Raw genomic sequence first — 24,823 nt, 5'->3', positions numbered from 1 at the left:
GCCGGTGCCGATTCAGTTTAGCCTGAGCCAAAATCAAACGGAGCAGTCAGTATGCGTTCTCTTGTTATCGGTGCCATCAGCATCTCTCTGGGGCTTGGCCTCACTTCCGCGTTCGCGCAAACTGCCGGACGTATGGCGGAGACACCGCCTCAGTTACCGGGAGCTCATTTGGTGCAAAACGTGGCATCTCAGGCCGGATTCGAGACTTGGATCGCGAATTTCAAACAGCGTGCGCGGCGTGAAGGTATTTCCGAAACGGTGCTTAATCAGGCGTTTCGCGGCGTGCGCTACAACACGGATGTGATTGCCAAGGACCGGCGTCAATCCGAGTTTACCAAGCAGATCTGGGATTACCTCGACAGTGCCGCGTCACCGACTCGGGTGTCGAATGGTCAGAAAGCCATGCGCAAATATGCCAAGACGCTTGATGCGATCGAGCGGCGGTTCGGGGTCGATAAATATGTTGTCACCGCGATCTGGGGGCTGGAGAGCGCCTATGGCGAACACCGCGGCGATGTGAATGTGATCGAAGCGATGGCGACGTTGGCCTATGACGGGCGGCGCGGAAAGTTCTTCGAGGCGCAGTTGATTGCGGCTTTGAAAATCCTTCAAAAAGGCGACACCCATCCGCGCAACATGAAGGGAAGCTGGGCCGGTGCTATGGGCCATACGCAGTTCATCCCGACCTCTTTCGAGGCTTTTGCTGTGGATGGTGACGGCGATGGCAAGCGTGACATCTGGTCGAATGATCCGACCGATGCGCTGGCGTCCACTGCCGCCTATCTGGCGCGGCATGGCTGGAACAAGGGGCAGCCTTGGGGCGTTGAAGTGCGTCTTCCCAGCGGGTTCGACTATAGTTCGGCGCGCCGCGACAACATGCGCAGCCCGTCGGATTGGGCCGCTTTGGGCGTGGTTGGGGTCGATGGGAGAACTGTGCCGAACTACGGGCGCGCTTCGATCCTTTTGCCTGCGGGAGCGTCCGGCGCGGCGTTCATGATCTTTGACAATTTCGCCGTGCTTGAGCGCTACAACAAGGCGGATGCCTATGTGATCGGGGTCGGACATCTGTCGGACCGGCTCAAAGGTGGGCCAGCCATTCAAGCCTCATGGCCGCGCGGCTATCAGCCCCTCTCTTTTCAGGAGAAAAAGCAGATGCAGCGGATTTTGAAGCGCAAAGGCTTTCTGGATGACAAGGTGGACGGCATCATCGGGCCGAACACGACCAATGCGATCCGTGCGTTTCAGACGTCCATCGGGGTCACGCCGGATGGCTACCCCTCACAGACATTGCTGAAACAGTTGCGCTGAAGCGTTTCGCGCACCGTGTAATGATCAGGCGAGGTGGTCGGAGAATTCGGCCACCAAAGCCTCGTAAATATCACGTTTGAACGGCACAATATCAGAGACCAATTCAGCCGCATTGGACCATTTCCACTGGCCGAATTCCGGATGATCGGTCTCGATATTGATGGCGCTTTCGGGACCGGTCAGGCGCAGGACAAACCAGAGCTGTTTTTGTCCGCGATATTTGCCTTTCCAGACTTTTCCCAAAAGGTGATCGGGCAAGTCATAGGTGTGCCAGTCGGCGGTCTGTGCAAGCACCTCGACCTGATCGGAGGTCACACCAATTTCTTCCCAAAGCTCGCGCAACGCGGCCTCTTGCGGTTCCTCGCCCGGATCAATCCCGCCCTGTGGCATTTGCCATGCGCCGGGGGTGTCGATGCGTTCACCGACAAAGACCTGCCCTTTGTCGTTCAAAAGCATGACGCCGACACAGGGACGATAGGGGAGGGTGGAGAAATCTTTGCTCATGAGACCTGCCTTGGAAAAGAGGGGCGCTTTTGTTGGGCGCCCCTCGTGTTATCAGTCACCGATTTTCGACAGACCTTTCAGAAGGTCGATCGCATAGGCCAGTTGGAAGTCCTCGTCGCGCAGTTTGGCAGCTTCTTCGGCAGCGGCGCGTTCTTCTTCGATCTTGGCGCGCTCGTCTTCGGTGAGACTGTCATTGTCGAGGGCTCCGCGCAGATCGGCTTCGGAACGGAACTTCGGTGTCTCTTCGGCCTCTTCGGCGACAGGCTGACGCGGCGGCTGCTCGACGATGATGTCGGGGGAGATGCCCAAAGCCTGAATGGAGCGGCCCGACGGCGTGTAATAGCGCGCGGTGGTCAGGCGCATGGCCCCGTCGGAACGCAGCGGCATAACCGTTTGCACGGAGCCTTTGCCAAAGGATTTCGTCCCGACAACCACAGCGCGGTGATGGTCTTGCAATGCGCCGGACACGATTTCGGATGCCGACGCGGAGCCGCCATTGATCAGCACGACAATCGGTTTGCCCTGTGCCAGATCACCTTCGGTGGCGTTGACGCGGGTGCTTTCCTCGGGCGAACGTCCACGGGTGGACACGATCTCGCCTTCGTCAAGGAAGGCGTCGGAGACCTTGATCGCCTGATCCAGCAAGCCGCCGGGGTTGTTGCGCAGATCAACGATGATGCCATCGACATTGTCGATGCCGCCGAGTTCTTCGACACCTTCTTTCAATCCGCTTTCGAGGTTCGGATAGGTCTGGTCGTTAAAGGTTGTGACGCGAAGCACAATGGAGTTGCCCTCAACACGCGAACGCACGGCGGTGAGCTTGATCGTGTCGCGGATGATGGAGACATCGAAAGGATCATCGACGCCTTCGCGCACGACGGTGATCACGATTTCGGAGCCGACCGGCCCGCGCATCATCTCGACGGTTTCATCCAAAGTCATGCCAAGCACGCTTTGTCCGTCTACAGCGGTGATGAAATCGCCCGCTTCAATACCGGCAATATCGGCAGGGGTGCCGTCCATCGGCGCGACCACTTTGACGAAACCTTCTTCCTGCGTCACCTCGATGCCGAGACCGCCAAAGGAGCCGGACGTCTGAACCCGCATGTCGGCGGCGTCTTGCGGAGAGAGGTAGGAGGAATGCGGATCAAGAGAGGAGAGCATGCCGTCAATGGCGGCCTCGATCAGATCTTCGGAATCAACTTCCTCGACATATTGCGCGCGGATGCGCTCGAACACATCACCGAAGAGATCGAGCTGTTCGTAGACATTCGACGTTTTCTCCGCTTCTTGCGCTAAAAGCGGTCCGGCGAACTGGGTCGAGATCAACGTTCCGGCCAGAATGCCAGCCACGCCAGCCATCATGTATTTCTTCATCTCTTTCCTCTTTCTCGGGCCCCTGCCGGCCCTTGATCGTCTCAAAGCGGAGCGCCGGCGAACCAGTGTTCGGGGTTCACGGGCTGTCCGCCTTCTCTTACTTCTATATAAAGCGTCTCCGAAAGGCTCACGCCAGTGCCTTGTTTGGCATTCTCGACAAAGTCATCGAGATCTGGAGCAGCGCCGCCCATAAGACCCACTGCCGTCCCTGCGGGCAGGACGGCTCCGATATCACCATAGACCTCATCAAGCCCGGCCAGAATGAGCAAAACGTCATTTGCGGGTTCAAGGATGATCACGTTTCCGTAGTCGAGGAACGGGCCTTTGTAGCGCAGCGTCGCAGGCCAGGGGGTTGTCACAAGGGACAAAGGTCGCGCTGCCCAGAGCCAACCAGGGCGTTTGACACCCGCCGCATCGGCTTCGTTGAAGTTTCTGAGCATGCGGCCCGGCACGGGCATCGGCCATGATCCTTGCGCGCTTCCCAGATCGGGCAGGGGCGAAATCCCGTCCACGACATCCATCACGGCAAGACCCGATGCAAAGGCTTCGAGGGTCTCCGAGCTGTCGATAAGTGTTTTGATCCGTTCGGGGGTGGTTGTGAAGCGCTGCGGCAGGTCGGTGCGATCCGACATGGCTTGTGACAGTTCGGTGCGTGCCTGCTGTACTTCCTGCAAACCTTGGGAGAGCGTTTCGAGCGCCTCGTTTTGCAATTCCCGCAGGATTTGGACCTCTTCGAGACGCACGCGCATGTCTTCGACCTGCGCCTGAACGGTCGGCGCGACAGAGGCGACCAGCATTCCGGCGCGGGCCTGTCCCAGAGGGCCGCTTGGATGCACCAGTGCCTCGGGGGAGGCATCGGGCTTCATCCCGACCAGAATACCGAGAAGCTGGGCATATTGCCCGCTTTCATCGGCAAACTCCCGCGACAGTTCGGCTTCGCGCAAGGACACTTGCCGCAAGCCCGACCGCATCGCCTCAAGCCCTTCTTCATAGGCTTGCACGACACCGGTCAGGGCCTTCACCCGATCCGAGGCCGATTGCGCGGCCTCCAGACGGCTATGCGCGTCATGGAATTGCGCAACCGCCGCCTCGGCCAGAGCCACAGGACTTTCCTGCGCATAGCCGGAACTGGCCAGAACGGCCATCGCAGTTGCCGCGATCAGAGCCTTCATTTGATGATCAGACTTTCGCCGGTCATTTCTTTGGGCTGGGGCAGGTTCATCAGCTCAAGGATGGTCGGGGCGACATCGGCCAGTCGACCGCCATCGCGCAGCTTGGCCCCGTCAGGCCCGCCAAACAGGATCACCGGCACGGGATTCGTTGTATGCGCCGTGTGCGGTCCGCCTGTGACTGGGTCGACCATCGTCTCGCAATTCCCGTGGTCCGCGATCACCAGCATCGCGCCGCCGACCTTTTCGAGCTCTGCGACCACCTTGCCCAAACCGTCGTCGACAGCTTCGCAAGCGGCGATGGCAGCTTCGAGAATACCCGTATGGCCGACCATGTCGGGGTTGGCGAAATTGGTGACGATCAGGTCGTAGCCCTCATCAATCGCCCAGACGAATTTCTCCGCCACTTCCGGTTCGCTCATTTCCGGCTGCAGATCATAGGTCGCCACTTTCGGAGATTGCGGCATGAACCGGTCTTCGCCCTCTTCGGGGACTTCCTTGCCGCCGTTGAGGAAGAAGGTCACATGCGGATATTTCTCCGTTTCCGCCAGCCGGAATTGTTTCAACCCGTGTTTGGAAACCCATTCACCAAGCGTGTTCTTGAGATCGCGTGGCGGAAAAGCGGTTTGCATATAGGCGTTGTGGTCTTTGGAATATTCCACCATGCCAAGCAGTTCCGAGTAATTCGGACGTGGGCCGGTGTCGAAATCCTTGAACCCCGGCTCCCCGATGGCGCGCAGGATCTCGCGGGCACGGTCGGCGCGGAAGTTGTTGCAGAAGAACCCGTCCCCATCCACGATCCCGTCGTAATCGCCAATGACGGTCGCGGTGATGAACTCGTCTGTGTCACCACGCGCATAGGCGTTTTCCACGGCTTCATGCGCCGTGGCAGCACGTTCAACACCGACACCTTTGACAATCGCGTTATAGGCTTGGGACACGCGTTCCCAGCGGTTGTCACGGTCCATAGCGTAGTAGCGCCCGATCACCGTGCCGATGGTGGCATATTCGGGCAGACGTGCCTCAAGGTCCTTGATGAAATCCGCCGCCGATTGCGGGGGCACGTCGCGCCCGTCTGTGATGGCGTGGATGACCACCGGAACGCCGTGGGCAATCACGGCTTTGGTCGCGGCCAGTGTATGTTCGATATGGCCATGAACGCCGCCGTCGGAGATGAGCCCCATGAGGTGCGCGGTTCCGCCCGCTTTTTTGACGTTCTTGGCAAAGCGCACAATTGCTTCATTGTCGAAGAAGGACCCGTCCTCGATAGACAGATCAATCTGCCCCAGATCCATCGCTACAACACGTCCTGCACCGATATTGGTGTGCCCGACTTCGGAGTTGCCCATCTGTCCGCTGGGCAGACCTACGTCAGGGCCGAAGGTGATCAGCGTGCTGTGCGGACATTCCGCCATCAATCGGTCAAAGGTGGGCGTCTTCGCAAGGGCCGGTGCGTTCGCTTCCTTTGTCGGGCCGATGCCCCAACCATCGAGAATACACAGGACGACGGGTTTCGGTGTGGCCATAGCGGGCTTCCTTCTGTGAAGAGCAAAGCAGTTGCACTCTATCTAAAGCCTTTCACACGCGACTTGAAGCACAAGTTGATTGCGCAAGCGCCACGAGTTTAATGCGACTTGGGCACTGGTTTGCGCTCCTTTGTGCTAAAAATACTCAAATCATGTCCGGTGATAGGGAGATCCGGCCAAAATGGAGGCGGCGCGGTATAGTTGTTCGCACAACATGGCGCGGGCCAGCATATGCGGCCAGACCATCTTGCCCAGAGAAATGGAAAAATCTGCCTGTGTGCGTAGAGACGGATCAATCCCGTCCGCGCCCCCGATCACAAACGCCACATCGGAACGTCCTGCGTCGCGCCATTCGGCCAGTTTGCTGGCAAATTCGGGAGAGGACAGAAGCTTGCCGCGCTCGTCCATAGTCACGAGAACGGCGCCTTTTGGCAGGGCGCGTTGCAAGAGGGTAGCCTCGGCCTTCATGCCGCCGCCCTTTTTGTCCTCGACCTCGGCGATACTCAGCGGACCAAGCCCCAAGGCCCGTCCGGTGCGATCGAAGCGGGTGGTGTAATCGTCAATCAGAGACGCCTCGGGACCGGCGCGCAGCCGGCCCACAGCGCAAATCTGTACCCGCATCAGTTCTCGCTGGCTTTGCCCGCAAGCGCCGCTTTGGCGTCTTCCGGAGACATCCACATTTTTTCGAGCTGGTAGAAATCGCGCACTTCCGGACGGAAAATGTGAACGATCACATCACCCGCGTCGATCAGCACCCAATCGCCTTGCTCTTTGCCCTCGACACGGGACAGGATGCCGAACCGCTGTTTCAGCGTGTCGGACAGTTTTTCTGCCATAGCCGAAACCTGACGGGTCGAACGGCCCGAACAAATGACCATGTAATCGGCCACTTCGGATTTGCCCTGAAGGTCGATGGACACGACATCTTCGGCTTTGTCTTGGTCAAGGGTCTTTGTGACGAAATCGAGCAATTGCTCGCCTCCGATCTGGTCCGGTATGGCTCCCGTCATGGGCGCCTCCGGGGTTGCGGCATTCTCAGCCGCGCTCTGTACGTGAGACAGGACATAGTCCTCCTTGGGATACGCGCCGGTCCGCCCCGGCACTGGGCATGGGACCAAGATAGCATTGCTTTGGTGAAATCTCAATGTTTAGCCCCTTGCCATCGATCCATTGACGTTGTGTGAGTTGCATGAATGCGGGGACAGATGCGCATCTCCCTTGCGAGACTCGCGCGCAGCCTATATGTGACACCTCATGAAGCGCATGTTTGAGATCACGGACCGGGCCTGGTTGCCCTGGCGATTCTTCGGAGCGATGAACTCCGTCCTAGCCCGACTTTGATGCGGGGTTTTTGGTGTGCGCGGCACGCCTGCTGACTTCATACAAATTCCACAGAACATCCACGGGAGAGCGAAATGACCGCCCCGAAGACACTCTATGATAAAATCTGGGACGCCCATGTTGTCCACGAGCAGGAAGATGGCACCTGCCTGCTTTATATTGATCGCCACCTCGTTCACGAAGTGACCTCGCCGCAAGCCTTTGAGGGGCTGCGCCTTGCCGGTCGTGACGTGCGCGCGCCGGACAAGACCATTGCCGTGCCGGATCACAACGTGCCGACCACTCTGGACCGTGTGTCCGGCGTGATCGCCAATGAGGAAAGCCGCATTCAGGTTGATGCGCTCGACAAGAACGCCAAGGATTTCGGCATCCATTACTATCCGGTCTCCGACGTGCGCCAAGGGATCGTGCACATTGTCGGGCCGGAACAGGGCTGGACCCTGCCGGGTATGACGGTGGTCTGCGGCGATAGCCACACCGCCACCCACGGCGCGTTCGGTGCGCTGGCCCACGGCATCGGCACCTCCGAAGTCGAGCATGTTCTGGCCACGCAAACGCTGATCCAGAAGAAGTCCAAGAATATGAAGGTGGAGATCACCGGCAAGTTGAAGCCGGGCGTGACAGCCAAGGACATCACCCTTGCCGTGATCGGTGCAACGGGCACTGCTGGCGGCACGGGCTATGTCATCGAATATTGTGGAGAAGCGATCCGCGATCTTTCGATGGAAGGCCGTATGACCGTCTGTAACATGGCGATTGAAGGCGGTGCGCGTGCCGGTCTTATCGCGCCCGACGAAACCACTTTTGAATATGTCAAAGGTCGCCCGCATGCGCCGAAAGCCGCACAGTGGGAAGCGGCTCTGAACTGGTGGAAAACGCTCTATACCGATGAGGGCGCCCATTTCGACAAGGTCGTGACGCTCAAGGGCGAAGACATCGAGCCTGTTGTCACGTGGGGCACCTCGCCCGAGGATGTTCTGCCGATCACTGCGACTGTGCCTGATCCCGAGAGCTTCTCAGGTGGTAAGGTCGACGCGGCAAAACGTGCCATTGAATATATGGGCCTCACACCGGGTCAGAAACTCACCGATATCGAGATCGACACGGTCTTTATCGGATCGTGCACCAATGGCCGGATCGAAGATTTGCGCGCCGCTGCCGAGATCCTCAAAGGCAAGAAGATCAAAGACGGTATGCGGGCCATGGTTGTGCCGGGTTCGGGCCTTGTGCGGGCTCAAGCCGAAGAAGAAGGGCTTGCCGATATTTTCAAGGACGCCGGTTTCGAATGGCGTCTGGCGGGTTGTTCCATGTGTCTGGCCATGAACCCCGATCAACTGTCGGAAGGGGAGCGCTGCGCCTCGACGTCGAACCGCAACTTCGAAGGCCGTCAGGGCTATAAAGGGCGGACGCACCTTGTGTCTCCCGCGATGGCCGCTGCCGCTGCGATCACCGGTCATCTGACCGATGTGCGCGAGCTGATGATCGAAACCGAGACTGCTTGAGGAGCCGCAAAATGGAAAAGTTCGAAAAACTGACCGGCGTCGCGGCCCCTATGCCGCTTGTGAATATCGACACGGATATGATTATCCCGAAAGTGTTTCTGAAGACCATCAAGCGGTCCGGCCTTGGTGTGAATCTTTTTGACGAGATGCGTTATGACCGTCAGGGCAATGAAATCCCCGATTTCGTGCTCAACAAGCCGCAATATCGCAACGCGGAAATTCTTGTCGCGGGTGACAACTTCGGCTGTGGCTCGTCGCGGGAACACGCGCCTTGGGCGATTGCCGACTTTGGCATCAAATGCGTGATTTCCACGTCTTTCGCCGACATTTTCTACAACAACTGCTTCAAGAACGGCATCCTGCCGATCGTGATGCCGCAAGAGGTTGTGGATGTGTTGATGGAGGATGCCGAAAAAGGCTCCAACGCGCGCATGACCGTGGATCTGGAAAATCAGGTTGTCACCACGTCGGACGGACAGGAGTTCCCTTTCGAGGTGGACGCGTTCAAGAAACATTGCCTGCTCGAAGGGTTGGACGACATTGGTCTGACGATGAACAATGTCAAAGACATTGATGCGTTTGAAAACAAACTGGCTCAGGAACGTCCTTGGGTCTGAGTTCGGGCAGAGATTGACATGAAACGTGAAGCGGCGGCCATTGGTCGCCGTTTTCTTTTGGGACTGCATGCTTATATCTAGGGTGAAACAGATAGGAGAGTGTCATGACGAATTGGAAAACATGGGTTGGAATCGGTGCCCTGATGTTTCTCTTTGGCCTGCTTGCGCTGGGCAATGCGGTTGTGACCTCGCTTGCGATCACGGTCATGCTGGGCTCGCTTTTCGCCATTGCCGGTGTGGCGCAGCTTTGGGCCGGATTTTCCGGTGTGCTGCATGACAATCGGGTCTTTACGCTGATTTGGGGACTAATCAGCCTGTTGATCGGCGTGAGTTTTATTGCCAATCCTTTGGAGGGCACTGTGTCGCTGACCATGCTGGTCACCGGGTTTCTGCTCGCCTCCGGTGTGATCCGTCTGCTGATGGCGTGGCGGATGCGGGAAAGCCGGTTGTTTTGGGCGCTGTTGCTCTCCGGTGCCGTGACAGTGCTTTTGGGGGGGTATATCCTCGCGAATTTCGCGGCCATTTCCCTGTCGCTTCTGGGTATTCTCTTTGGCATCGAGCTTTTGGTGGACGGGGCCGGCCTGATCGGGTTCGGGCTTTTCCTGCGCAACCATCGTTTGTGAAAACGGCGACCCTTTTGGGCCGCCGCCTCTGTAGAGTTATTCCATCGCGGGAAGCAGGCCTTCGGACTGTGCCATAGCCAGTTCCTCGATGGTGACTTCGCCGCTTGCATCGGCGTCAATCAGGGCGAAGTTTTCTTCGGTCAGGTCGGGATAGACCATCAGCATCTCTTCCATGGAGTAGGTGCCGTTTTCGTCGCTATCCAGCAAGGTGGTCTGGGCAAATGCCGGAGCCGCGAAGAGGGTCAGAGCGCCAAGGGTCAGAGCAATAGGTTTCATATTGTGTGTCCTTTCATGTGTGTTGCCCGTGAAGGGCGAATTGAAACGGCTATGAACCGTTGCCCTGAGAGATACAGCCCGCGCTCAAGGTCTCAAGGAGCTGAAAACATTAGAAAGATTTTGCGCATTTGCTCGCCGTAGCGGTGCGGAATGTCGCGCAATTTTGCGCGGGGTTTCGCAAATAAGCGGGGTTTTCCTGCCAATTCCGGCGAGAACGTGCCAGCCTGCGAAGGGGCGCATCGCTCCCATCTTGATATGTGCCGCCGCTTGTCTATGGCGCGCGTAACCGGTGTGAATATCACCCCTGTGGGCTCAGGTGTGTCGTTTCTGACATGGCCCCGACTCGCATATGGCAGACCGTTTCGGGCCCGCCTCTTTTTCTGAAAAGTGGCAGATACCTTGAAAAAACATAGAAATCAGGGCGCAATGATGCAATTTCGCACCGCTTCTTCCATGAAACCGCCCGATTTGCACCGTTAACCTTAACCAATCCTTGCTGCACAAGACGAAAGAAGGCAAAAGTTGGGCAATATTGAGGCAATCCGTCATATTTGGCGGGATCAAAATGGGAAAAGAGCGCGGCTTCGTATCGTGCTCAACCAGTTTGAAGGGAAATTGGCAGTGGTTCGTCGCGTGCTGGGAGCGCTTTTACGCGCATTTTTGGTGGTCCTGTTGGTCATCGTGCCGTCTATGCTTTTGCCAAGCGTGACCGCAGATACCGCACAGGTGATCGCCCTTGTCGCTTTTTTTGCGGCGGCATTGACCTTTTTTGAATATGTGTCGGTCTATCCGGGGCTTGTCGAATTTCGCGATGCGCCGCCGTTCAACCGCGTGCGCTTTGCCGCGTTGTTTGTCACGGTGCTGTTTTTGGCGCTGATTGTCCGCGGCACCTATAGCCCGACCATCGTGACCGAATTTATCAGGGCCATCGGCGCGCTGATCGGTTATGTCCTTGATTTCCCTTACTCGCCCGTCCGTCTGATGGTCTTGGCCTTGCCTGCCAACAGCTCTGCGCAAGAGGTCGAACTGATGCGCGAGGCCGCCGGTTTGAGCTACCTTATTTCGCTTCTGTCGCTGGCGATCTTCCTGATTGTGCTGGGCGTGCGGCATTGGCCGTCCAAGTCCGGTTCTTTCAATGTCTGGATCAATCTTCCGACCTTTGACCCGACCGCAGGCGGTGATGTGGTGAAGCGGTTGAACCGTGACGCGCGGATCAATGTTGTGATCGGGTTTTTGCTGCCTTTCCTTATTCCTGTGGTGTTGAAAGCAGCCGCAAGCACGTTTGGCGCGCTAAGCGTTGAAAGCGATCAATCCCTGATCTGGGCCGTCGCTGCATGGGCCTTTTTGCCCTCGTCTCTGTTTATGCGCGGTATCGCGATGGGGCGGATTGCCTCCATGATCGCGGAAAAGCGGCGTCAGGCCTATGCACGTGCCGAACTGGACCATGCAGCCGCGTGATGCGGTGTCTGGCGCTTGTTCTGCTTCTGAAGCCTTTCGGGGCTGCCGCACAGGAGCGTTTGCGTGTTGCCACTTGGACTGTGGAACTGACGCGCAACGGGCCGGGGCTTTTGCTGCGCGATATTCTCGAAGGGGATGATCCGCAAATTCGAGCCGCGCAGGATCATATCCGTGCGCTCTCTCCCGATATTTTGCTACTCACGGGGTTTGATACCGATCTTGACGGGCACAGTCTGCGCGCATTTGCTCAAGATCTCGATTACCCCGCTCTCTTTACCCATCCCGGAAATTCCGGTCGCCCTACAGGGCGTGATCTGAATAAGGATGGCCGCTTTGGCGAACCAGAGGATGCGCAATCCTATGGCGAGTTTACAGGGCAGGGCGGCATGGCGATTTTGTCGCTTTTGCCGATTGCGGCGCAGGATGTGCGCGATTTTTCCGGGATGCTGTGGCGCGATCTGCCCGAGGCGGCTCTGCCGGAGGGATATTTTGATGATGAAGACTTGGAGGTTCTGCGTCTGTCTTCGCATGCACATTGGGATGTCCCTGTGATGTGGAACGGGGAGCCACTCCATCTGTTCAGCTATACGGCCACCTCCCCTGTGTTCGACGGTGAGGAAGATCGCAACGGGCGGCGCAATGCGGATGAGACGCGGTTCTGGCTGCTCTATCTTGACGGGGCCTTGCCGCTCTCCCCGCCCGAAGGTGATTTCGTCATTTTGGGAGACAGCAATCTCGACTCGCATGATGGAGACGGGTGGCGCGAGGCGATGCAGGCGTTGCTTTCCGATCCCCGTATTCAGGACCCGCAGCCGCGGGCGCAGCGCGGCCCTGTCGCCAATCCCGATCATCTGGGCGACCCTGCTCTGGACACTGCCGACTGGGAAGATCCGCAGCCGGGAAACCTGCGTGTGGACTATGTGCTGCCGTCTGCCGGTCTCGAGGTTCTCGATGCCGGTGTCGCTTGGGTCGATGCGGCGAGTGAAAAAAACACCTTTCGACATGGCCTTGTCTGGGTTGATCTGGCGCGGCTTCCTTGACGAGGCGGCGGGCAGGCGCTACGCCGCTTGCGACCTTAAGAACAACAAGGACTGGACGCGATCATGAGCACGCCTTCTCTTCTCATTCTCCCCGGTGACGGTATTGGCCCCGAAGTGATGGCCGAAGTCGTTCGCATTATCGACTGGTTTGGCGAAAAACGTGGCCTCAAGTTCGATGTGACCACCGATCTCGTGGGCGGGGCTGCCTATGACAAACATGGTGTGCCGCTCTCTGACGAAACCATGGCGAAGGCACAAGAGGTAGACGCGGTGCTTTTGGGCGCTGTGGGCGGGCCGAAATATGACGTGCTCGATTTCTCTGTGAAGCCGGAGCGCGGCTTGCTACGCCTGCGCAAGGAAATGGACCTTTTTGCCAACCTGCGTCCGGCACAATGCTTTGACGCGCTGGCGGATTTCTCTTCGCTGAAAAAAGACGTGGTGGCCGGTCTCGACATCATGATCGTGCGCGAGCTGACATCTGGCATCTATTTCGGTGAGCCGCGTGGCATCATCACCGAGGGCAACGAGCGTGTCGGCATCAACACCCAGCGCTACACCGAGTCGGAAATCCGCCGCGCAGCGATTGCCGCTTTTGAACTGGCGATGAAGCGGAACAAGAAGCTCTGCTCCATGGAAAAAGCCAATGTGATGGAATCGGGTATTCTCTGGCGTGATGTGGTGACCGAAGTGTCCGCCGATTATCCAGAGGTCGAGCTGTCGCATATGTATGCCGACAATGGCGCGATGCAGCTGGTGCGTGCGCCGAAGCAGTTCGACGTGATCGTGACCGACAACCTCTTTGGCGATGTGCTTTCCGATTGTGCTGCGATGCTCACCGGTTCGCTCGGCATGCTGCCGTCTGCGTCCCTTGGTGCGCCGATGGCGAATGGTCGTCCGAAAGCCATGTATGAGCCGGTGCACGGCTCCGCGCCAGACATCGCAGGGCAGGGCAAGGCGAACCCGATTGCCTGTATTCTCTCTTTCGCGATGGCGCTGCGCTATTCCTTTGACGAGGGTGCAGAGGCAACCCGCCTTGAGCAATCCATCGAGAACGTGCTGGCCGACGGTGTGCGCACAGCGGATCTGTTGGCGGATGAGGGCGTGACGCCTGTCTCGACCTCCGGCATGGGCGACGCCATTCTGGCCGCTCTGGATGCGTCTCTCTGATCTGCTGTATCAGTGAACAAGAACACGAAAGGGCGCCCTAGGGGCGTCCTTTTTCATTCAGTCGAATAGGTCGAAAATATCTTCGGCAAGGTCAAACAGCCGGTATGCGGTGGATTTGCGTTTCTTTTTGGCTTTGCCTCGCGTTGGCGAATGGGATTTTTTCGATTTCTTGCCTTTGATCTTGAACGAATCCTGCTCATAGCTCCGATTGAGGGATTTCATTCGCGACAGAGGCGCGCCACAGGCTGCACATTTCAATTCGTGGCGGACACCATTCCCGAGCGTAAGAACAGTCTTGGAGCCACAATAACAACAGGTTGCGGATTTTTGCGTGCGATACATGGAACACATGTGGGTTTGAGGCGTTGAAAACGCAAGAGAGTGTTTGCAGTTTGCCGAAATGCAGCGTTAAAGCGCTTTCGCAATGATCTATGTGCCATAAGGTGATTGTGACAGGCCCGCTACATTCATACGTTTTAAGCGTTTCTCGAAAATCTGTGACTCGGGTTTCCCGTGAAACACTCTAACCTGACCGCGCCATCCGAGGAGGACCGACGCATGAACATCACGGGAGCTTTCTATGCCCTCGCCGCTTTCGCGGTTTTTTCGACGCATGACGTGGTGATCAAATTTCTTGGCGGGACCTATGCGCCGTTCCAGATCATCTTTTTCTCGACGCTGTTCTCCTTCCCGCTTGTGATGTTCATGCTGATCCGTGACCGGAGCGAAGGCCACCTGCGCCCTGTGCATCCGTGGTGGACGCTGTTTCGTACGCTGGCGGCCATGTGCAACACGCTTGCCGCCTTTTATGCCTTCTCGGTGCTGCCACTGGCGCAGGTCTATGCGCTGATCTTTGCCACGCCTCTGGTCATCACAATCCTGTCCATTCCGGTGCTGGGCGAACGGGTCGGATTTCACCGTTGGGCCGCAGTTGTGATGGGGCTGGTCGGTGTGATGGTGGTTCTGCGTCCTGGTTCCACGGAAATCACCCCCGGTCATCTGGCCGCACTCTCTTGCGCGGGTTTCGGGGCATTCGCTTCCGTTGTGGTGCGTAAGGTGGGCCGTGAAGAGCGGACTGCGGTGTTGATGCTCTACCCTCTGATCGCGAACTTCCTCGTGATGGGGCTGGCAATGACGTTTTTCTACAAGCCGTTGCCGCTTCTGGATCTTGGAGGTATCGGAATGGTCTCGATACTGGGCTTTAGTGGCGGTGTGATCCTGATCTTCGCCTATCGCGCGTCCGAAGCCGCTATCGTTGCGCCCATGCAATATTCACAGATCATCTGGGCTACGATTTTCGGCTATTTCATCTTTGGCGAAAAGGTCGATTTGCCGACAGTCGTCGGTGCGGGCATCATTATCCTCTCGGGTCTCTACATTGTTTTCCGCGAGTCGCGCGGTGGCCATTCGGAGAACACCCCCGTGCTCCGTACCCGCTCGCGCGCCTCTTCGGCAGCGTCCTTCCGAATCTCTCCTTTTGTCAGACGCGGAAAACTTCGCTGAGCCATGTCACGAAACATGGAATTGGCTCTTGCAAAACCCGCAATGTCGCTATATTCCGCCCCTCACGGTCGGAGCGTAGCTCAGCCTGGTAGAGCACTGTCTTCGGGAGGCAGGGGCCGGAGGTTCGAATCCTCTCGCTCCGACCAATTAAATCACGGCGAATGCCCTATAGTTTTGCCACTTTGCCTCCCCATAGTTCTGCCTCTGGCTCATAAAATAGGCACCTTTTCTCGTCAGATGATTTCGGGGTTTAAGTATCTTATAAGCTCAATCCCTTGTGAAACTTTTTTGTAAGTGTCGTCGGAAACCGGACCTTAGGGCCATTTGCATTCCGTAGACTGCCGCTTGTAATGCCACGTTGGCATAGAGAATGAGTGAAAACCCCATTTCTCCCAACTCGGGTGTGCCTAAAATTGGGGTTTTCCCCCCGACAACCAGATTGACCAATTGAGGCGTGCCATTCAACGCAGAGGGAATACCCTGCATCTCTTCCACGCTTTGTGGGGCTTCTACAAAGGTGATGTCCGCTCCGTCTTCGATACAGGCAGATGCCCGGTCAAGAGCTTCGATATAACCATCTGTGGCACGTGCATCAGTGCGGGCGACGATCATCAGGTTTTCATCTTGGCGCGCGTCTACAGCCGCTCGGATGCGCGAGCGCGCTTCTTCCAGGGGCACTACTTCCTTGCCGGAAAAATGCCCGCAGCGTTTCGGAGTCTTTTGGTCTTCGAGGTGAACGGCACTTGCTCCGGCGCGTTCTAGCGTCCTGATAGTATGACGCACATTCAAAGCATAGCCAAATCTCTTGGAAATATGCAGCAGGTTGGAGGCTAGTTCGATTGATGCAGTACGCATGGGTGCATTAGGTGATTGCGCCCTCCTGAGAGGTTTGCCTCATTCTAAATAGTAAATGATTGAGACGAGCGCCGCGCAAACCAACAGACAATAAAAGGTGAAGTTTCGATTTATGGCCGAGGTCACGCGGGATGGTGAGGTGCCAAGTTGTCGCCCAGTTATGATCGACATGGCAGAAATGGGAGATGCGGAAATCGCGCAGGCCCAAGAGAAACACAGCCCCAAAGCAAGAGCATAAGGATGCGCCTGACCAATCGGGCCTGTGCCAAAGAGCTGAGCAGCCATTATCATGACGATGGAGTGCGGAATCAACAGGGCGCCGGCGAGGGGAACCAAAAACAGGCACGCCAAGATAATGGTCAGCATGGGCAACGCGCCGCTTTCAATCAAGTCAGCTATGCCTAACTCTGTCAGAAAGATCGAGGCTCCTGCCCCAATGACAGCGGCACAAAAAAACATAGTTGCTTCATTTGCCATCGCACAGGATGCTTCACCGAGCGCCTTAACTTGGCTCCCTGTGTCGGCAGCGCTTTGGCGAACCGTAGGTTCGATATATGGCCAGAGTATCGATAAGAGCGGCAGAACGATGCAAGCCGCGACGAGAAAGCTGACATGAAGTACGTGGTGCACACTTAACGTCACAAGGATCAGTAGAACCACCGCGAACAGGATTGCCCACAAAGCACGCCCATTTACGGTATCCTCCTCAGCTTCACCATCAAACTGCGGTTCTTTAGTGGTTTCATAATGCGAAATGATGAGTCCACCCGCTGTGATTAGCATCGCGCAGGCAAAGCTCAAGCCTAAAAAAGTCACGGCATCAAGCGTGGGAATTGCCGTGGTCACAATCGCAAAACCGACCCCAATGGGGTTCCAAACCGTCATCATGATCGTGCCGCGAAGCGCCGATAAGGTCACGGGGCGTGGATCTATGACGGATTTCCCAGCTTTCGTCGCGCGCTTAGCGTGGTCAACCGCCATGTCTGACATCATCGAAATGGTGCCAATATTGAACAAAACGGAGAAGGCTTGGGCGCCATATGTCATAACTGCATTGCGCATTTTGGCCGGATACGAAAACAGTTGTGCGGCCGCCACGCTCACGACTTGCGAGGCGCGGACCGGAGTGCGTATGAGGCCTAAGGAGGTCAAAAATGCCGAGAATGCAGTGCCTTGGAAGATCGCCTGTTTTAAAGCCGGTAAGCCTTCAGGGCGCAACGTTACGATTATGCCCGCGACGATCAGCGCGCCGATGGCAAAGACACGCGCGATGCGGTGTACCGACCTTATGCGTATCAACGCCAGCGCAACCGCAGCACATGCGGATATCCACATCAAGGATGCGGCGTGCGGCACCAACATTTCTCCCACTCTTGCGAGCACCATAGCCCCGATCATCACAAGAGCCAGAAGACCGCTCAATCGCTCTATGGAGATGATTTGCGATAAGAGGTTTATACCGCGCATGAGTTAGAACCGATCTGATAGATGTGGTCGCGAAGATTCGGACCAGTGTTTCAGGTGGATCGCATAACGAACGAGACGATCCATAACGAGGAAAAGAAAGAACTATTCACCTGACTTTAATGCCAAGGCTACGCTGGAGGCGATCCGCTAAGCGATGACCTTGGCGGAGCTGTCGAAGAAGCACGGTGTTCATCCAAACATTGATCAGCACGTGGAGGCGGGCCGAATCTATGAAAATGACAGCCTGATGTGAAACTCTGATTCACCTTAAATGGATTGCAAGATGGTCAAAATAAGCAGGGCCACCTCTTAGCTCAAAGGTGGGGCCACTTCATTCTGCCATATCATTGATGTCAAGAAACCGGTTGTTTCTTTCCTTCATCAACTTTCAGCAGGAAGACGTCGGGTCGGGCGTAGTGACCGACAACATCGAAATCATATTTGCCTCGAATAATTTCTCTGAGATCCAGATCAGCATAAACGATGTCTTCGCCATCATAGATTGGGCCAGCAATAATTTCACCTAAAGGGTTCACGATCATTGAGCCGCCCCGCATTATAATAGTGTCGGGGGCCTCTCCTTGAATCGGATGGTGATCATCAGGGAAGTCACCGCGCGTCATGTACTGGCATGAGCTTAATACATAACAACGACCTTCACGAGCAATATGGCGCATGCTGGCCACCCAACCGTCGGAATCATCAGCAGTTGGGGCGCAGTATAGCTGAATCCCTTTTTGATACATCGCCATACGCAACATTGGCATGTAGTTTTCCCAACAGATCACGGAACCAATTTTACCAATCTCGGTGTCAAAAACAGGAAGCGTCGAACCGTCTCCAAATCCCCAAATCAGCCGTTCCATGGCGGTCGGCATTAGTTTGCGATGCTTCCCCAACAATCCATCTTCAGGGGAAAACGTCAGCGAGGTGCAGTAAAGCGTTCCACCATCTCTCTCAATGACGCCTACAACCATAAAAATTTGGTGCTCTGCGCAAATTTCTGAAAGCCAATCGGTGTGAGCGCTCGGAACCTCTATGGCACTTTCATAATAGCGCGCAAATTCGTCGCGGCCTTCGGGTGAACGCCCTCCGACCCGTGCACCAAAATCTACACCTTTGGGGTACCCTGAAATCAATGCCTCCGGAAGTACAGCCAACTGAGCTTTATTTTCTGCTGCTTTCTTCACGTGTATTTCAATCTTACGGATCGTCGCCTCTGTGTCGAAGGGTACTGATCCGATCTGAATAACTGCTGCTTTGATAGTCATGTCGCTCTCCTAATGGGACGGAATATTCCGACCATTTAAATATATTAAGCCCGAAGTAAGTCCCTGTCTCGCGGATAAAACTGTCAAAACCTAACATTTATGCCTATAATTTCTACGATAATTGATTTTTTTAAGATAAAATGTCACAAAATAATTGGTCGGAAAAATCCGACCTGTAGGGTTCATTTATGAAGGAAGTACACATGGGTCTTAAACACACACTTGGACGTCTGGGCATCTCGGACAATATGAGTCGAGTCTATCTGGCTGCGATTGAAAGTGGCCCCTCACCTGTTTCAGTGTTGGTCGCACGCACAAAGCTACCGAAAGCGACGGTTTACGATTCCGTAGCAAAACTGGAAAAAGAAGGGCTTTTAGAAAGCCAGGGTGCGGTCGGCAAGCGCATCATCGTCGCCCACGACCCGACGATCATGTCGGAACAAATCGAGGCTCGTCGGAAAATGGTTTCCGAGATGCTGCCTGAACTTCGAGCGCTCTTCAACGCAGCCAAAGGCAAGCCAAATATCCGTTTTTACGAGGGTGAAGAGGGCATCCGGACGACGATGATGGATGCCCTCACCTGCAGGAGCGGGACATTATACTGCACTTACGCAATGGCTGAAATCATGGAGGTTCCGGGCCTTGAATGGATGGAAGGCTATGCCGCTGAGCGTGTCGAAAAAGGTATCTGGATGAAGGTTATGCGCTCCCGCAGCCATGATCGCAAGAATATCTGGCCCAGCAATCACAGGGAAAAACGCGAAGTACGCTTTGCTCCAGAGCACGTGCCATTGGGCTTAACAACGATGATCTACGACAATCGCGTGGCAATCGTTTCTTCAAAAAAAGAAAATTATGGCCTGATCCTTGAGAGTGAAGAATTCGCAACAATGCAGCGAACCTTGTTCTCAGTGATCTGGGCTATGAGCGAACCATCTCAATTCATTGAGGATATTGAACATGACAATCCAAACAACGACTGCTCCCCCCCCTCATCAAGTCAAGACTAAACGAACCATCGGACCTGCCGCGCGCAGAACACTAACGTTGAATGCTATTGGTCTGCTAGGCACCTTGCTTCTATGGCAAGCTTTGGCAGGGCTTGGGATTATCAACAGCTTTTTGCTGCCCGCCCCAACAGATGTGTTGGCTGCGCTGGCTGCGCTATCAAAAGATGGCACACTTTTTGTGCACCTTGCGGCAAGCCTGAAACGTGTGGTTTTGGGATACTTGCTCGCTTGCGCGATAGGGCTTCCCTTGGGATTTCTGTGTGGCTGGTCACGGACTGCGGCAGACCTTATCCGCCCGATTATCGAGGCGCTTCGTCCAGTGCCACCACTAGCGTGGGTTCCAATTTCTATTCTTTGGTTTGGCCTCGGAGATATGTCTGCGTACTTCTTGGTGTTTTTAGGTTGCGTGTTTCCACTTTTTTTTGGGGCTTATACAGCAGTCCGTTCAATTGATCGCAATCAAATCAATGCGGCACTATGCCTTGGCGCGCCCCGTAATATGCTCTTTCTGGAAGTTCTATTTCCAGCAGCGTTACCGATCATGATGCCAAACCTGCGTCTCGCTCTTGGTATTGGCTGGATGTGTGTTGTGACTGCAGAATTGATAGCTGCACAGACAGGCCTAGGGTACCTGATCCAGCAATCCCGCATGCTCTTTCAAATCAACAACGTTGTTGCAGGCATGGTGGCTATTGGGGTCGTCGGTTTCATCATGTCTGCAGCGGTTGAGAAAATTGAGCGTCGCGTGAACGCATGGTCCCCCTCGGAACGTAGCTAAAGGATACTCTTATGAACATAAGCACGCAGCCCCACCTAAAAATTTCAGATGTTGGAAAAGTCTATAAAACACAAGAAGGTAAGGAAATTATTGCTCTTCAAAATGTTAACCTATCTATCCAACGCGGCGAGTTCATATCGTTGCTTGGTCCCTCTGGTTGTGGCAAGTCGACGTTGCTGAACTTGATTGCTGGATTTCAAAACCCAACGACTGGGGGCGTGATCCAGAATGGCCAAGAGGTTCTGCAACCGGATGCGTCACGGACAGTCGTTTTTCAAGATTACGCTCTGTTCAATTGGATGACATTGCAAAAGAACGTTGAATTCGGCTTGAAAGCCAAGGGCATGCCCAAGAAAGAGCGTTCTGAAGTTGCCCGTGATTTCCTCGCGCGAGTTCAGCTTGCAGGTTTTGAAGACAAGTTTCCACATGAGGTTTCTGGAGGCATGAAGCAACGCGCTGCGATTGCTCGGGCTATGGCCCCAGAGCCTGAAATTTTACTCATGGATGAACCACTTGGAGCGCTTGATGCACAGACCCGCGTATTGCTGCAGGAGGAAATTTCGCGCCTGACCTCTGAAGGAAACAGCACGGTCATATTCGTAACACACGGCATCGATGAGGCGGTTTTCTTAGCTGACCGGGTTGTTGTTATGAGCCCCAGACCGGGCCGGGTCAGAGAAATCGTCACATCCGAACTTAATTTTCCACGAAACGCGGCAAGCCGTGCCGACCCTTGGTTTGTTCGAACTGTAAGCGAGCTATGGGAAACGCTGAAACCAGACTGGCAAAAAGAAGAGAAGGAAAGCACATGATTAATAGACGTCAATTCAATATGTTACTTGGATCGAGCACCGTAGCACTTTCTGCTCCAAGCATCCTACGCGCAAAAGATTCCGATCCGATCCGGTTTTGCTGGACCAACACAGTTTCTGTATCTGCGCAGACACAGCACACACTGAAAAATACCGACATTGGTATTCGTAATGATGTGGATGTAAAGATGACTCAATTTGCAGGGAGTCCGCCGATCAACGAGGCACTGGTATCGAACGCGGCCGATATCGGAAGCGTCGCGGACTTTAGTGCCGTGATGATGATGGCTGCGGGCGTTCCACTCTCTGTCGTGTCGCACCAGTCCTATTTCCGTTCGGCGGTTATGACTACTAAATCATCTGGGATCACAAAAATCGAAGATCTGAAGGGTAAGTCCATTTATGGACTGTTCGGTATTACTGCATACCTTAATGCGCAAGAGGCCGTGACTAAGGCGGGTCTCACTCCTGGTCGAGATGTAAATTTCGTTAATATCGGAACTGCAGAGCTTGCAGATGCTGTGCGAACGCAACAGATTGACGCGTTTTTCATGTGGGATCCGTGGGTTACGTTTTTTGAATATCAGGATCTTGCTCAGGTTGTATCGCAAGATGTGACACCTTCTATGGTTTTGATCATGCGTGACGCGTTTATGAACGAGCGTCCAGCAGAGGTTACCAAGCTTTTGAAAGCTCATTCAGAGTCTATGTATTACGCGGCAAACAACCACGACATTGCAAATCAATGGTTTCAGTCGCTGGAGCCTGCAAAGAGTATTCCTACCGATGTAATTGAAACATCTTCAAGCTTTGACCCTGTATGGGCTGCTAGTAGTATTGAGCAGATGGATCTGTCCGTGACGGAAGCTGCTATCCAGCGCATGCAAAAAATGGCTGAATGGGGGTATGCGGAAAAACTAATTCCAAGAGTCCCGGACGTTTCCAGCTTTGTAAATTCTAATTTTAGTTCAGCCGCTTACAAAGAACTCATGGCGACAGGTTTTGATCCGGATTCGGTGAAAATTTTGGACGAAATGAAAGGCTGAACTGATGAATATACGTAAAGTGGCTGCGGCTCAGTACGCGCCGGTTTTCCTTGATCTCGAAGCAACGCTGGACAAGATTGACGACATTGCGGCAGACGCCGCAACACAAAATGTTGAGCTGTTGGTTTTTCCAGAAACCTTTCTGCCAGGATATCCTTATTGGACACTATGTTTGGACGCATTCACCGCGCGGACAGACTATTATCCACGTTTGTTGGAAAACTCTGTAGTCATTGGAGATGCGACAACTGACCGGCTGTGCAAAGCGGCAAAGGCAAATAGCATGGCAATGGTGATCGGCCTGACAGAAAGGGAAGGTGGAACGCTCTATAATAGCCAGCTTATATTGGACAAGGATGGCTCCATACTAGGATGTAGGCGTAAGCTCATGCCAACCCATCATGAGCGGATGAGCTATGGTTTTGGAAGTGGTGAAGACCTTAAGGTATACGACACTTCGGTCGGACGGCTTGGTGCTTTGGTTTGCTATGAGCACTCAAACGCACTTTTTCGCTATGCCGTCCAATCTCAAGGAGAGGAGATTCATGTAGCAAATTGGCCGGGCGGGCTATCATGGACTGATAATGTTATTGACGCAGCGTCAAGAAACTATGCATTCGAAGCGCAGTGTTTTGTTGTCTCGGTCACCGGAGTGCTGCCGAAGGCATTTATCGAAGAGCTGGGCGATAAGGCTATGGAGATATTTACAGTCGGGGGGGGCATGTCTACCATTGTCGGCCCGAATGGTCGTATCATTGCCAAGAGCGACAGCGGGAAGGAAGAGCTGATTATAGCGGAACTGGATATGGCTGAAATTAACAAAGCAAAAACAATTGTTGACAGTTTTGGCCATTACAGTCGATCTGATGTGGTGCAGCTAATGTTGCATGAAAGCAAACCAAAAGCTCTCGCCCATGACCTGCCTCTGAAATGATGTGGTAGCTGCCTCCAACCGCTCTGCTCAAGCAGGGGTGGGAGGTGTGAACTACAATAAAGAACGACCGCTCAGCGATGCTGGAACGAAATCACAGCATCGCTGATGAAATTTCCGAATCTCGGCAATCCGTCCTTTCAACAAATCCTGGCGGATATCAGCCTCGGGTTTGCCGTGTCTGACGTCAGCGATTATGGGACCAAATAGCGGTATTTGCTAAGAGAGTGTTCTTGGCTCATCGTAACCACCGAGGAGTGGACGATGAGAAAGACAACGAAGAGCCCGGGCGAGAAGATCATCAAAGACATCAAACGCGCGACACGCAAGCACTATTCTTCTGAAGAGAAGATCAGGATCGTCCTAGATGGCCTGCGCGGCGAGGACAGCATTGCTGAACTGTGCCGCCGTGAAGGTATATCACAGGGCATCTATTACAAATGGTCCAAGGACTTCATGGACTGCTGAGGGAACGCCACCGGTCCGAGTGACCGATAGCAGGGTAAGAAGCGGCTTGCTGGGGACACGGCGCGTGCTGCAAACACCGATGAGGTGAAGGAACTGCGTCGAGAGGCAAAGGACCTCAAGGAAGTGGTTGCGGAACAAACGCTTGAACTACGTCTGCTCAAAAAAAGCATGTACGACGGTGGGGGCGACCACGAATGAGATACCCTGCACCTGAGAAGCTTGAGATCATCCGGTTGGTTGAAGAGAGCCATCTGTCGGCCCGTCTAACACTGACCAAGCTCGGCATTCCCCGCACCACGTTCTATCGCTGGTACGACCGGTATCTTCAGCGCGGCGAGGCTGGCTTGCAGGATCAGTCTCCCAAGCCAAAACACGTCTGGAACCGTGTGCCCGACGAGGTGAAGCGCAAGGTTGTCGACCTCGCCTTGCAGGAGACGGAACTGTCACCGCGCGAGCTGGCCGTGACGTTCACGGATCTGGAACGCTATTTTGTCTCAGAATCCACTGTGTATCGGGTGCTGAAGGCGCATGATTTGATCACCAGCCCGGCATTCATCGTGCTCAAGGCGGCGAACGAGTTCAAAGACAAAACGACTGGGATCAACCAGTTGTGGCAGACTGACTTCACCTACATCAAAGTCCTTGGTTGGGGCTGGTTCTATCTCAGCACAGTCCTCGATGATTACAGCCGCTACATCGTCTCCTGGAAGCTCTGCACCAACATGCGGACTGAGGACGTTACCGATACGCTTGACTGTTGATTTCCGCTGAGAC

Annotated in this window: 23 protein-coding genes, 1 tRNA gene and 1 pseudogene; 15 read left to right on the top strand and 10 right to left on the bottom strand. The window is 54.9% G+C overall.

What is annotated here, in order from left to right; genetic code table 11:
* Positions 1-51 precede the first annotated feature (51 nt).
* Complete coding sequence (locus KO492_RS07600) at positions 52-1,308, top strand: lytic murein transglycosylase (RefSeq protein WP_216044415.1); 1,257 nt, start codon at positions 52-54, stop codon at positions 1,306-1,308.
* Between the two features lie 24 nt (positions 1,309-1,332).
* Here the strand turns inward: KO492_RS07600 and KO492_RS07595 are convergent, their stop codons facing one another.
* The 6 genes from KO492_RS07595 to rsfS all read right to left on the bottom strand — a co-directional run bounded on the left by KO492_RS07595 (position 1,333) and on the right by rsfS (position 6,894).
* On the bottom strand, positions 1,333-1,812 hold the full coding sequence (locus KO492_RS07595; protein ID WP_216044414.1) for an RNA pyrophosphohydrolase: 480 nt from the start codon (positions 1,810-1,812) through the stop codon (positions 1,333-1,335).
* Positions 1,813-1,863: 51 nt separating this feature from the next.
* On the bottom strand, positions 1,864-3,189 hold the full coding sequence (locus tag KO492_RS07590; RefSeq protein WP_216044413.1) for a S41 family peptidase: 1,326 nt from the start codon (positions 3,187-3,189) through the stop codon (positions 1,864-1,866).
* Positions 3,190-3,230: 41 nt separating this feature from the next.
* Complete coding sequence (locus KO492_RS07585) at positions 3,231-4,361, bottom strand: murein hydrolase activator EnvC family protein (RefSeq protein ID WP_216044412.1); 1,131 nt, start codon at positions 4,359-4,361, stop codon at positions 3,231-3,233.
* The gene (gene gpmI / locus KO492_RS07580; RefSeq protein ID WP_216044411.1) at positions 4,358-5,884 is read right to left on the bottom strand and encodes a 2,3-bisphosphoglycerate-independent phosphoglycerate mutase; all 1,527 of its coding nucleotides are present in this window, start codon (positions 5,882-5,884) and stop codon (positions 4,358-4,360) included. Before gpmI ends, KO492_RS07585 begins: the two co-directional genes overlap by 4 nt.
* Before the next feature lie 150 nt (positions 5,885-6,034).
* A complete protein-coding gene (gene rlmH, locus KO492_RS07575; protein WP_216044410.1) occupies positions 6,035-6,505 on the bottom strand; it encodes a 23S rRNA (pseudouridine(1915)-N(3))-methyltransferase RlmH in 471 nt (156 codons plus the stop codon).
* Positions 6,505-6,894 carry a ribosome silencing factor gene (rsfS, locus tag KO492_RS07570; RefSeq protein WP_216044409.1) on the bottom strand — a complete coding sequence of 130 codons (390 nt, stop codon included), beginning with the start codon at positions 6,892-6,894 and terminating at the stop codon, positions 6,505-6,507. Before rsfS ends, rlmH begins: the two co-directional genes overlap by 1 nt.
* A gap of 405 nt (positions 6,895-7,299) precedes the next feature.
* Here rsfS and leuC point away from each other — a divergent pair, with 405 nt between their 5' ends.
* The 3 genes from leuC (at position 7,300) to KO492_RS07555 (ending at position 9,967) form a co-directional block, all read left to right on the top strand.
* Entirely contained in the window at positions 7,300-8,727 is a 1,428-nt protein-coding gene (gene leuC, locus KO492_RS07565) for a 3-isopropylmalate dehydratase large subunit (protein WP_216044408.1), read from the top strand.
* Between the two features lie 11 nt (positions 8,728-8,738).
* Entirely contained in the window at positions 8,739-9,344 is a 606-nt protein-coding gene (gene leuD / locus KO492_RS07560) for a 3-isopropylmalate dehydratase small subunit (RefSeq protein ID WP_216044407.1), read from the top strand.
* Between the two features lie 104 nt (positions 9,345-9,448).
* Positions 9,449-9,967 carry an HdeD family acid-resistance protein gene (locus KO492_RS07555; RefSeq protein WP_216044406.1) on the top strand — a complete coding sequence of 173 codons (519 nt, stop codon included), beginning with the start codon at positions 9,449-9,451 and terminating at the stop codon, positions 9,965-9,967.
* Between the two features lie 36 nt (positions 9,968-10,003).
* Here the strand turns inward: KO492_RS07555 and KO492_RS07550 are convergent, their stop codons facing one another.
* On the bottom strand, positions 10,004-10,243 hold the full coding sequence (locus tag KO492_RS07550) for an EF-hand domain-containing protein (RefSeq protein WP_216044405.1): 240 nt from the start codon (positions 10,241-10,243) through the stop codon (positions 10,004-10,006).
* A gap of 621 nt (positions 10,244-10,864) precedes the next feature.
* On the opposite strand from KO492_RS07550, the gene KO492_RS07545 reads away from it, so the two are divergent.
* The 5 genes from KO492_RS07545 (at position 10,865) to KO492_RS07525 (ending at position 15,557) form a co-directional block, all read left to right on the top strand.
* Positions 10,865-11,701 (top strand): hypothetical protein, encoded by an 837-nt coding sequence (locus KO492_RS07545; protein ID WP_216044404.1) that lies wholly within the window; start codon positions 10,865-10,867, stop codon positions 11,699-11,701.
* Positions 11,701-12,741, top strand: coding sequence for an endonuclease/exonuclease/phosphatase family protein (locus KO492_RS07540; protein ID WP_216044403.1), 1,041 nt, complete (start codon positions 11,701-11,703; stop codon positions 12,739-12,741). The genes KO492_RS07545 and KO492_RS07540 overlap by 1 nt, the downstream gene beginning before the upstream one ends.
* A gap of 63 nt (positions 12,742-12,804) precedes the next feature.
* A complete protein-coding gene (leuB, locus tag KO492_RS07535; protein WP_216044402.1) occupies positions 12,805-13,908 on the top strand; it encodes a 3-isopropylmalate dehydrogenase in 1,104 nt (367 codons plus the stop codon).
* Positions 13,909-14,466: 558 nt separating this feature from the next.
* Entirely contained in the window at positions 14,467-15,411 is a 945-nt protein-coding gene (locus KO492_RS07530; RefSeq protein WP_216044401.1) for a DMT family transporter, read from the top strand.
* Between the two features lie 69 nt (positions 15,412-15,480).
* Positions 15,481-15,557, top strand: a tRNA-Pro gene (locus tag KO492_RS07525).
* A 121-nt stretch (positions 15,558-15,678) separates the two neighbouring features.
* On the opposite strand, the gene KO492_RS07520 is transcribed toward KO492_RS07525, so the two are convergent.
* From KO492_RS07520 to KO492_RS07510, 3 genes are all read right to left on the bottom strand, one after another.
* Entirely contained in the window at positions 15,679-16,266 is a 588-nt protein-coding gene (locus KO492_RS07520) for an isocitrate lyase/PEP mutase family protein (protein WP_252735434.1), read from the bottom strand.
* A 39-nt stretch (positions 16,267-16,305) separates the two neighbouring features.
* Positions 16,306-17,733 carry a hypothetical protein gene (locus KO492_RS07515; RefSeq protein WP_216044400.1) on the bottom strand — a complete coding sequence of 476 codons (1,428 nt, stop codon included), beginning with the start codon at positions 17,731-17,733 and terminating at the stop codon, positions 16,306-16,308.
* 353 nt (positions 17,734-18,086) lie between these two features.
* Positions 18,087-19,004, bottom strand: a complete 918-nt coding sequence (locus KO492_RS07510; RefSeq protein WP_216044399.1) for a carbon-nitrogen hydrolase family protein — start codon at positions 19,002-19,004, stop codon at positions 18,087-18,089.
* Positions 19,005-19,207: 203 nt separating this feature from the next.
* On the opposite strand from KO492_RS07510, the gene KO492_RS07505 reads away from it, so the two are divergent.
* The 6 genes and pseudogenes from KO492_RS07505 to KO492_RS07480 form a co-directional block, all read left to right on the top strand.
* Positions 19,208-20,014: a TrmB family transcriptional regulator gene (locus KO492_RS07505; protein WP_216044398.1), complete on the top strand. Its 807-nt coding sequence runs from the start codon at positions 19,208-19,210 to the stop codon at positions 20,012-20,014.
* Positions 19,965-20,792: an ABC transporter permease gene (locus tag KO492_RS07500; RefSeq protein ID WP_216044397.1), complete on the top strand. Its 828-nt coding sequence runs from the start codon at positions 19,965-19,967 to the stop codon at positions 20,790-20,792. Before KO492_RS07505 ends, KO492_RS07500 begins: the two co-directional genes overlap by 50 nt.
* Positions 20,793-20,803: 11 nt before the next feature.
* The gene (locus KO492_RS07495) at positions 20,804-21,604 is read left to right on the top strand and encodes an ABC transporter ATP-binding protein (RefSeq protein WP_216044396.1); all 801 of its coding nucleotides are present in this window, start codon (positions 20,804-20,806) and stop codon (positions 21,602-21,604) included.
* Complete coding sequence (locus KO492_RS07490) at positions 21,601-22,650, top strand: ABC transporter substrate-binding protein (protein ID WP_216044395.1); 1,050 nt, start codon at positions 21,601-21,603, stop codon at positions 22,648-22,650. The genes KO492_RS07495 and KO492_RS07490 overlap by 4 nt, the downstream gene beginning before the upstream one ends.
* 4 nt (positions 22,651-22,654) lie before the next feature.
* Positions 22,655-23,584, top strand: a complete 930-nt coding sequence (locus tag KO492_RS07485; RefSeq protein WP_216044394.1) for a carbon-nitrogen hydrolase family protein — start codon at positions 22,655-22,657, stop codon at positions 23,582-23,584.
* 261 nt (positions 23,585-23,845) lie between these two features.
* Positions 23,846-24,804: pseudogene (locus KO492_RS07480) on the top strand (helix-turn-helix domain-containing protein); the annotation flags it as partial.
* Positions 24,805-24,823: the final 19 nt, after the last annotated feature.

It is taken from the genome of Celeribacter halophilus, from assembly GCF_018860305.1.
GTDB lineage: Bacteria > Pseudomonadota > Alphaproteobacteria > Rhodobacterales > Rhodobacteraceae > Celeribacter > Celeribacter halophilus_A.
The sequence above is the reverse complement of the archived record's forward strand: the minus strand, read 5'-3'. Positions and strand labels throughout refer to the sequence as shown.

Coding starts and splice junctions, on each gene's coding strand:
- KO492_RS07600 (WP_216044415.1), top strand. CDS start 52: ATGCGTTCTCTTGTTATCGGTGCCATCAGCATCTCTCTGGGGCTTGGC.
- KO492_RS07595 (WP_216044414.1), bottom strand. CDS start 1,812: ATGAGCAAAGATTTCTCCACCCTCCCCTATCGTCCCTGTGTCGGCGTC.
- KO492_RS07590 (WP_216044413.1), bottom strand. CDS start 3,189: ATGAAGAAATACATGATGGCTGGCGTGGCTGGCATTCTGGCCGGAACG.
- KO492_RS07585 (WP_216044412.1), bottom strand. CDS start 4,361: ATGAAGGCTCTGATCGCGGCAACTGCGATGGCCGTTCTGGCCAGTTCC.
- gpmI (WP_216044411.1), bottom strand. CDS start 5,884: ATGGCCACACCGAAACCCGTCGTCCTGTGTATTCTCGATGGTTGGGGC.
- rlmH (WP_216044410.1), bottom strand. CDS start 6,505: ATGCGGGTACAGATTTGCGCTGTGGGCCGGCTGCGCGCCGGTCCCGAG.
- rsfS (WP_216044409.1), bottom strand. CDS start 6,894: ATGACGGGAGCCATACCGGACCAGATCGGAGGCGAGCAATTGCTCGAT.
- leuC (WP_216044408.1), top strand. CDS start 7,300: ATGACCGCCCCGAAGACACTCTATGATAAAATCTGGGACGCCCATGTT.
- leuD (WP_216044407.1), top strand. CDS start 8,739: ATGGAAAAGTTCGAAAAACTGACCGGCGTCGCGGCCCCTATGCCGCTT.
- KO492_RS07555 (WP_216044406.1), top strand. CDS start 9,449: ATGACGAATTGGAAAACATGGGTTGGAATCGGTGCCCTGATGTTTCTC.
- KO492_RS07550 (WP_216044405.1), bottom strand. CDS start 10,243: ATGAAACCTATTGCTCTGACCCTTGGCGCTCTGACCCTCTTCGCGGCT.
- KO492_RS07540 (WP_216044403.1), top strand. CDS start 11,701: ATGCGGTGTCTGGCGCTTGTTCTGCTTCTGAAGCCTTTCGGGGCTGCC.
- leuB (WP_216044402.1), top strand. CDS start 12,805: ATGAGCACGCCTTCTCTTCTCATTCTCCCCGGTGACGGTATTGGCCCC.
- KO492_RS07530 (WP_216044401.1), top strand. CDS start 14,467: ATGAACATCACGGGAGCTTTCTATGCCCTCGCCGCTTTCGCGGTTTTT.
- KO492_RS07520 (WP_252735434.1), bottom strand. CDS start 16,266: ATGCGTACTGCATCAATCGAACTAGCCTCCAACCTGCTGCATATTTCC.
- KO492_RS07515 (WP_216044400.1), bottom strand. CDS start 17,733: ATGCGCGGTATAAACCTCTTATCGCAAATCATCTCCATAGAGCGATTG.
- KO492_RS07510 (WP_216044399.1), bottom strand. CDS start 19,004: ATGACTATCAAAGCAGCAGTTATTCAGATCGGATCAGTACCCTTCGAC.
- KO492_RS07505 (WP_216044398.1), top strand. CDS start 19,208: ATGGGTCTTAAACACACACTTGGACGTCTGGGCATCTCGGACAATATG.
- KO492_RS07500 (WP_216044397.1), top strand. CDS start 19,965: ATGACAATCCAAACAACGACTGCTCCCCCCCCTCATCAAGTCAAGACT.
- KO492_RS07495 (WP_216044396.1), top strand. CDS start 20,804: ATGAACATAAGCACGCAGCCCCACCTAAAAATTTCAGATGTTGGAAAA.
- KO492_RS07490 (WP_216044395.1), top strand. CDS start 21,601: ATGATTAATAGACGTCAATTCAATATGTTACTTGGATCGAGCACCGTA.
- KO492_RS07485 (WP_216044394.1), top strand. CDS start 22,655: ATGAATATACGTAAAGTGGCTGCGGCTCAGTACGCGCCGGTTTTCCTT.